This is a genomic window from Ramlibacter sp. (assembly GCF_028292805.1).
Classification (GTDB): domain Bacteria; phylum Pseudomonadota; class Gammaproteobacteria; order Burkholderiales; family Burkholderiaceae_C; genus Ramlibacter.
Genome location: NZ_JAQGLS010000050.1, coordinates 1 through 6,619 on the forward strand (window position 1 = coordinate 1; position 6,619 = coordinate 6,619).

The window sequence follows — 6,619 nt, forward strand, 5'->3', positions numbered from 1 at the left end:
CCTGAAGGTGGCGGCGCACCGGTTCCGGCTGCGGCGCAGCGAGTTCAGCGGGGCGCTGGCCGCGCCAGTCGTTGCGCGAGCCAGTCGATCAGCAGCCTGACCCGACCCCCGGGCTGCGGTGCCCAGGCCTTGCTGACCTGCGACGGCACTTCGTGGCCGACGACGGCGGGCAGGCCCCGCGCCAGGGCCAGCAGCGGCTCCAGGTTCACCCCGTGCCGTAGCCCATCGCCTGCAGCATGTGGATGGCGTCTTCGCTGGCCACCTTGCCGCTGGCACCCGGGGTAAGGGCAGCCGCCCAGGCCGCCCAGCGAGCCGTCGAAGCGACCGTGCCGCTTTGCACCGCCGCCGGCACGTTGGCCAGGCCCATGCCTCGCGTGTTGTGGAAGTGCGGCGTGAGTTGCACGCTGTCCGGTGGGCGTTGCTGCAGCGTGTCGCACACGCACATCGCCTTGACCTGGGCTGGATGCACCATTCGGGTGGTGTCGCACACCGTGATACCGCGCACGCCCGGTCCGACGAAGCGCTCCTGGGCCACTTCAACGCCGGCTTGGTGGTCCAGGACTTCACCGCCTCGCTGCCGGCGGTGGCCACACCCGAGTTCCGCCACACGCCCGGGGTGCGCCGCGAGAACGCCTGCGCCACCGGCTCGGCGGCGGCCTGGGCCGCGCTCGACGCCATGGGGTCGGGCCGCATGAAGCGCATGCTGGTGATCGGCATGGAGCGCATGAACGGCGTGCGCAGTAGGAGGCATGGGCCTGGCGCCGCACGGGCAGGGTGCGCGCGTGATCCTGGACGGCGTCACGCGCGCGGCCTGCCGTACATCACCGGGCGCGAGTCGGCATGTAGATCTCGGGCGGCTCCAGCGTCTATCCGCGCGAGGTGGCGGAAGTGCTGCTGACGCACCTCGCCGTGGCGGAAGTGGCGGTGCTGGGCGTGCCGGACCGCAAGCGGGGCGAGGTCGGCGTGGCGGTGGTGGTCAGCAGCTGCGCGACGTCATGCCGGAGCCGGCCCGATAATCCAGCCCATGCCCTTCGTCGTCACCCAAGCCTGCATCCAGTGCAAGTACACGGATTGCGTGGCCGTGTGCCCGATGGATTGCTTCGTCGAAGGCCCGAACTTCCTGGTGATCGACCCGGACCAGTGCATCGATTGCTCCGTCTGCGTTCCGGAGTGCCCGGTCGGGGCGATCGTGAATGCGAATGAAGTGTCGCCCGAGCAGGCCGTCTTCGTGGAACTGAACGCCAGCCTGTCCCGTGCGCCGGGCTGGAAACCGATCAGGCGAACCAAAGCCCCGCTGCCCGACCATGAGGCCTGGGCGACAGCGACGGACAAGCTGGCCCAGCTCAAGCGCAGCTGGTAGCGGGCTGCCGCACATGACGCGTCTGCGCGCCTCGGTGCAACGCCTCGCGCATGCCGCCGCCCTGGTTCTTGCGCTGCTCGCCTGCGCTGCGACGCAATCCAGCGCGGCCGCGCCCGTCGTCGTCGCCTCCAAGCCCTGCACCGAAAGCCACATCCTCGCCGAGCTGGTGCGCGAGGTGCTGGTCGCCAGCGGCACCCCGGCCATCCACCCACGCGGCTGAAGCTGCGCGTGCTGCGCGACGACCGCAGCTTCTTTCCGCGCTACGACGCCGTGCTGGTGATGCGCAGTTCGCTGGACGACCGCGCGCTGGTCGTCGCGCTGGCCGGCCGCATCGACGACGAGGCGATGCGCGGCATGAACGCGCAGGTGGAAATCGAAGGCCGCACCTTGGCCGACGTGGCGCGCGCCTTCCTCGCCCGCGGCACGACCGCGGCAGCGGCAGCGCCCGCGGCGCCGCTGTCACGCTGGGCCAAGTTCATCGACCGCCTCGCGCCCGATCTCGGCCGGCTGTTGCGCGAGCACCTGGCGCTGGTGTTCGGCTCGATGGGGCCGGCCGTGGCCATCGGCTTGCCACTGGCGTGCTGGCGCATCGGCGGCCGTCACCGTCGCCACCGTCGTCGGGGCCGGCGGCCTGGGCCAGGGCATCGTCGCCGGCCTGACCGTCAACCACACCGCCTACATGATGGCCGGCGCCATCCCCGCGGCGCTGCTGGCGCTGGTGGTGCAGTGGACGTTCGACCTGCGGGGGCGGATCGTGTCCCCGCGCCGGTCCGGTTCTGCCTAAGATGCAGGTGGGCAACCTGCCCGGACCTGGAGCCACCATGACCCTCGAAGAGTACAACGAAGCCGTCAAGCAGATCATTGCCGAGCAGCAGCAGCTGGGGCAATCCACCGCGCAGCTGGCGATGTCCGGCCAGGCGAACCCGACCAGTCCCCAGTTCACCCAGATCATGACCGGCCAGTGGGCCCTGATGCAGAAGATGGCCAAGCTCAACACCGACCTGATGATGGGGATCATGGCGCCGAAGAAGTGATGGCCTGATTCGGCCGCTCTTGCCGACGGCACCCGACACGGCGTCCCACCCGCTGCGGCTATGCTGTGCGGACACAGCCAACCCGATTCCATGAGCACACACACCCGCCTGCCCGGCACCCCCGACCCGATGCTTCACTTCAACGGGGACGGCGTTCGCCTTGCCGCCGACGCCTGGGGTCCAGTCGACGGGCCGCTGGTGCTGTTGCAACATGGCGGCGGCCAGACCCGGCATGCGTGGAAAGGCGCGGGCGAGACGCTCGGCGCCGCCGGCTATCGCGCGTTGGCGTTCGATGCGCGCGGCCACGGCGACAGCGAGTGGGCGCCCGACGGCGTGTACGGGCAAGACGCGATGGTGCGCGACCTCGAATGCGTGGTGGCGGCGCTTGGCGGCCGGCGGCCGGTGCTGGTGGGCGCCTCCATGGGCGGCGGCACCAGCCTGGTGGCCGTCGGCGAAAAGCATGTGGATGCGACGGCGCTGGTGCTGGTGGACATCGCGCCCAACATCGAGGCCGCGGGCGTCAAGAACATCGAGGCCTTCATGAACCAGCGCCCCGAAGGTTTCGATTCGCTGGAGCAGGTGGCGCAGGCGATCGCGGCCTACCAGCCGCACCGCGCGCGACCGCGCAACTTCGATGGCCTGGCCAAGAACGTGCGGCTGGGCGGCGACGGCAAGTACCACTGGCACTGGGACCCGCGCTTTCGCACCGGGACGCGCAACCTGGAGCAGCGCACGCAGCGGCTGGAGGCCTGCGCCGCCAACCTGGACGTGCCCACGCTGCTGGTGCGCGGCGGCCTGTCGGACCTGCTCAGCGAGGAGGGCGCGCAAGCCTTCCTCAAGCTGTGCCCGCGCGCGGAATACGTCAGCGTGACCGGCGCCGCCCACATGGTGGCGGGCGACCGCAACGACATCTTTGCCACCTCGGTGGTGGAGTTTCTGGGACGGGTGGTGCCGGTGGCCGGAGAGCCGCTGCAGGCGCCGCACCACACCCACCCGGTCGGGCGCGACGGCGGGGGCTTGCTCGACGTGCCTTGAGGCCCGCGCCCGCTACCAGAGGGCCGAGTCGCGCAAGCCCTCCGCCTGCTCCCGTTGCCGGCGGCTCTGGCGCCGGCGCCAGGCGGTGAACAGCAGCCAGGCGAGGGCGACGAGGGCGACGACGACCAGCCACTGGTCGAGGAGTCGCGCGAACAGGCCGGGCGCGGCCAGCCACAGCAAGGCGGAAGCCAGGAACGGGGCGAGGAGGACTACGTAAGGGGACAAGTGGATTTCAGGCTGAGCAAGGAAGCCCCATTTTCCACGCAGCGGGGGGCCGGCCGCTCATCGGGATCCGCCAGCGTCGGAACGGTGCAACGTTGGGAGGCGCCAACGAAGCAGAAGGTACTCGCGACTCGGTCTCCCGCGGGCCCACGCAGGATCCGGACCAGCTCATCTCGCTGGTGGTTCGCCGGCCCGTGCGCCTGCAGCTGACTGGCGATGCGCGGCGCGCGGCCGTGGAAGGGCGAAACGAGGGCGTGATCCCCAAGCGAAGTGATGCCGCCCATCTTCGAGCCGTTCCGCTCCGGCCGGCACCATGGGCAGCGCGGTGAAGGACTGGGGGCGGGGCTTGTTCATCGCCAAGGCGATCGCCGTGGCCCATCGCGGCGGCATCGAGGTCGACTCCGCGCACGGCCAGGCGACATTCAAGCTGGTGTTGCCGCGGCAGGCGGTCCAAGCGAAAGTGGCTGCCTGAGTCGCGGCCGCAACGGCAACACTGTTGGAGGAACGAAATGACCAGCAAGAACACGATCTGCCTCTGGTACCAAGGCACCGCCCTGGATGCGGCGCGGTTCTACGCGGCGACTTTTCCCGACAGCGCCGTGGGTGCCATCCTGCGCGCGCCAAGCGACTATCCGGCCGGCAAGCAAGGCGACGTGCTGACCGTCGAGTTCACGGTCCTGGGCATTCCTTGCATCGGCCTGAACGGCGGCCCGGCCTTCCAGCACAGCGAGGCCTTCTCGTTCCAGGTGGCGACCGACGACCAGGCCGAAACCGATCGCCTGTGGAACGCGATCGTCGGCAACGGCGGCCAGGAAAGCGAGTGCGGCTGGTGCAAGGACAAGTGGGGCCTGTCGTGGCAGATCACGCCACGGGCGCTCATGGATGCGGTCCATGGCCCGGATCGCGCGGCCGCCAAGCGTGTCTTCGAAGCGATGATGACGATGGGAAAGATCGACATCGCCGCGATCGAGAAGGCCAGGCGCGGCTGAAGGCCGCCGCACGCCCGGACTTTCAACTTGTCGCATTTGCCGGACCCGTTCCAGCCGGGGCGGCCCGCGAGCGGCCTACACTGGCGGGTTCCCAGCTTACACTTTAGACCAATGAACAAGACCGAACTCGTGCAGTCCCTGGCCTCCGCCACCGAACAGTCCCAAGCGGCCGCCGCCAGGAGCATGGAAGCCTTCATCAAGATCGTCTCGGAGGAACTCGCGCAGGGCGGCGAGGTGGTGATTCCGGGCTTCGGCAGCTTCAAGCGGGCCGAGCGCGCCGAGCGCCAGGGCCGCAATCCGCAGACTGGCGAGGCCATGACCATCGGCGCATCCACCAGCGTGAAATTCGTCCCCGGCGCGGCCTTGAAGAGCGCCATGAACGCCAAGGGCTGACCAGCCGGGCAAACTGCGCCGCGCCCATCGCGGCGCGCTGATGTGGGGGCTTTGGTGGGCCCTGGTGGGCACACGATGTCGACAGCTTCCCACCCTTCGACCTGGATTGCGCCTCAACCGGCGGATCGCCGCGCCCTCTGCGCATCACGCAGCATGAACAGGTAGAGCCCTTCCACCTTCTCGCGCGCCCAGGGCGTCTTGCGCAGGAACTTCAGGCTGGACTGGACGCTGGGGTCGTGCGTGAAGCAGCGCACCGGGATGCGCTCGGCCAGCCCGTCCCAACCGTACTGCGCTTCCAGGGCCGTCACGATGGCTTCCAGCGTCATGCCGTGCAGGCGGTTGCGCGGCTGGGCGGGTGGGGATGGGTCTTCCTGCATGGCGCCATTTTGCCTCGCCGATGGCAGATACTGCGGGAGCCAACCTCAAGGAGCCGCGATGTCCGATCACGTGTACAAGACCCTCGAGCTCACCGGCTCTTCCACCACCGGCATCGAGGATGCCGTCGGCACGGCCATCGCCAAGGCGAGCGAGACGGTGCGCAACATGCAGTGGTTCGAAGTGGTTCAAACGCGCGGCCACATCGAGGACGGCAAGGTGGCCCACTGGCAGGTCACCATCAAGGTCGGCTTCACTCTCGAATAGGGCGTCAGCCGGCCTGCATCCGCAGCCGCCGCGCGGCCTCCTCGGTGCGCGCGTCGTCCATCTCCCGCAGCACGCCGGTCAGGTCCACCGCGCCTTGGGCGCGCGCGAAGCGGCCGGTCAGCGGCGTCTCGGGCGACAGCAGGCCGCGCTGAAACAGGTCCCAGATCTCCAGTCCGTAGTCGGTTTGCAACAGCTCGGGCGCTAGCGCGCCGAAGAAGTTGCGCAGGTTGTCCACATCGCGCAGCAGCATCCGCTGCGCATGGTTGTTGCCGGCCGCGTCCACCGCCTGCGGCAGGTCGATGATCACCGGCCCTGCGTCCCCCAGCAGGACGTTGAACTCGGACAGGTCACCGTGGATGACGCCGGCGCACAGCATGCGCACGACCTCGCCGAGCAGGAATGCGTGGTGGGCGCGTGCTTCGTCCGCCGTCAGCGCGACGTCGTTGATGCGGGGGGCGGCGTCGCCGTGCGCGTCGGTCACCAGTTCCATCAGCAGCACGCCGTCGTGGAAGTTGTACGGCGTGGGCACGCGCACGCCGGCGGCGGCCAGGCGGTACAGCGTGTCGACCTCGGCGCTTTGCCAGGCTGCTTCCTGCGCCTGCCGCCCGAACTTCGTGCCCTTGGCCATGGCGCGGGCCTGCCGGGTGTTCTTGACCCTGCGGTTCTCGGTGTAGTCGACGGCCTGCCGGAAGCTGCGGTGCGTGGCCTCCTTGTAGACCTTGGCGCAACGCGTGTCGTCGCCGCAGCGCACCACGTAGGCCAGGGCTTCCTTGCCGCTCATGAGCTGGCGCACGACGCTGTCGATGAGGCCTTCATCCACGAGGGTCTGCAGGCGGGACGGAGTTTTCATGCGCCCATTGTCGCCGCCGCCCGAAAGCCGCTTTTTTTTCGGTCCACCCCGCGTCACGGTGCGCCGCAGCGCTGGCGGTCCGGCATCACCAGGC

The 6,619-nt window shown here is 69.6% G+C and carries 13 protein-coding genes and 1 pseudogene; 10 read left to right on the plus strand and 4 right to left on the minus strand.

Annotation, left to right across the window (positions count from 1 at the left end; all coding sequences use genetic code 11):
* Positions 1-205 precede the first annotated feature (205 nt).
* On the minus strand, positions 206-535 hold the full coding sequence (locus JWP65_RS02480) for a hypothetical protein (RefSeq protein WP_367280464.1): 330 nt from the start codon (positions 533-535) through the stop codon (positions 206-208).
* A gap of 282 nt (positions 536-817) precedes the next feature.
* On the opposite strand from JWP65_RS02480, the pseudogene JWP65_RS02485 reads away from it, so the two are divergent.
* From JWP65_RS02485 to JWP65_RS02510, 6 genes and pseudogenes are all read left to right on the plus strand, one after another.
* Positions 818-978: pseudogene (locus JWP65_RS02485) on the plus strand (acyl-CoA synthetase); the annotation flags it as partial.
* A 46-nt stretch (positions 979-1,024) separates the two neighbouring features.
* On the plus strand, positions 1,025-1,360 hold the full coding sequence (gene fdxA / locus JWP65_RS02490) for a ferredoxin FdxA (RefSeq protein WP_299760025.1): 336 nt from the start codon (positions 1,025-1,027) through the stop codon (positions 1,358-1,360).
* 13 nt (positions 1,361-1,373) lie between these two features.
* Positions 1,374-1,580: a hypothetical protein gene (locus JWP65_RS02495; protein ID WP_299760027.1), complete on the plus strand. Its 207-nt coding sequence runs from the start codon at positions 1,374-1,376 to the stop codon at positions 1,578-1,580.
* 8 nt (positions 1,581-1,588) lie between these two features.
* Positions 1,589-2,185 (plus strand): glycine betaine ABC transporter substrate-binding protein, encoded by a 597-nt coding sequence (locus JWP65_RS02500; RefSeq protein WP_299760028.1) that lies wholly within the window; start codon positions 1,589-1,591, stop codon positions 2,183-2,185.
* A complete protein-coding gene (locus tag JWP65_RS02505) occupies positions 2,182-2,394 on the plus strand; it encodes a hypothetical protein (protein ID WP_299760029.1) in 213 nt (70 codons plus the stop codon). The genes JWP65_RS02500 and JWP65_RS02505 overlap by 4 nt, the downstream gene beginning before the upstream one ends.
* A 90-nt stretch (positions 2,395-2,484) precedes the next feature.
* Positions 2,485-3,429, plus strand: a complete 945-nt coding sequence (locus JWP65_RS02510; RefSeq protein WP_299760030.1) for an alpha/beta hydrolase — start codon at positions 2,485-2,487, stop codon at positions 3,427-3,429.
* Positions 3,430-3,441: 12 nt separating this feature from the next.
* Here the strand turns inward: JWP65_RS02510 and JWP65_RS02515 are convergent, their stop codons facing one another.
* Positions 3,442-3,654 carry a hypothetical protein gene (locus JWP65_RS02515; RefSeq protein ID WP_299760032.1) on the minus strand — a complete coding sequence of 71 codons (213 nt, stop codon included), beginning with the start codon at positions 3,652-3,654 and terminating at the stop codon, positions 3,442-3,444.
* A 343-nt stretch (positions 3,655-3,997) separates the two neighbouring features.
* Between JWP65_RS02515 and JWP65_RS02520 the strand changes: the two genes are divergently transcribed.
* From JWP65_RS02520 to JWP65_RS02530, 3 genes are all read left to right on the plus strand, one after another.
* Positions 3,998-4,123 (plus strand): hypothetical protein, encoded by a 126-nt coding sequence (locus JWP65_RS02520; RefSeq protein ID WP_299760034.1) that lies wholly within the window; start codon positions 3,998-4,000, stop codon positions 4,121-4,123.
* A 37-nt stretch (positions 4,124-4,160) separates the two neighbouring features.
* On the plus strand, positions 4,161-4,640 hold the full coding sequence (locus tag JWP65_RS02525; RefSeq protein ID WP_299760036.1) for a VOC family protein: 480 nt from the start codon (positions 4,161-4,163) through the stop codon (positions 4,638-4,640).
* A gap of 111 nt (positions 4,641-4,751) precedes the next feature.
* A complete protein-coding gene (locus JWP65_RS02530; protein ID WP_299760037.1) occupies positions 4,752-5,033 on the plus strand; it encodes an HU family DNA-binding protein in 282 nt (93 codons plus the stop codon).
* Positions 5,034-5,146: 113 nt separating this feature from the next.
* On the opposite strand, the gene JWP65_RS02535 is transcribed toward JWP65_RS02530, so the two are convergent.
* The gene (locus tag JWP65_RS02535) at positions 5,147-5,410 is read right to left on the minus strand and encodes a VF530 family protein (protein ID WP_299760039.1); all 264 of its coding nucleotides are present in this window, start codon (positions 5,408-5,410) and stop codon (positions 5,147-5,149) included.
* Between the two features lie 58 nt (positions 5,411-5,468).
* Between JWP65_RS02535 and JWP65_RS02540 the strand changes: the two genes are divergently transcribed.
* Positions 5,469-5,675, plus strand: coding sequence for a dodecin (locus JWP65_RS02540; RefSeq protein ID WP_299760041.1), 207 nt, complete (start codon positions 5,469-5,471; stop codon positions 5,673-5,675).
* A gap of 4 nt (positions 5,676-5,679) precedes the next feature.
* On the opposite strand, the gene JWP65_RS02545 is transcribed toward JWP65_RS02540, so the two are convergent.
* Complete coding sequence (locus tag JWP65_RS02545) at positions 5,680-6,525, minus strand: PA4780 family RIO1-like protein kinase (RefSeq protein WP_299760043.1); 846 nt, start codon at positions 6,523-6,525, stop codon at positions 5,680-5,682.
* Positions 6,526-6,619 lie beyond the last annotated feature (94 nt).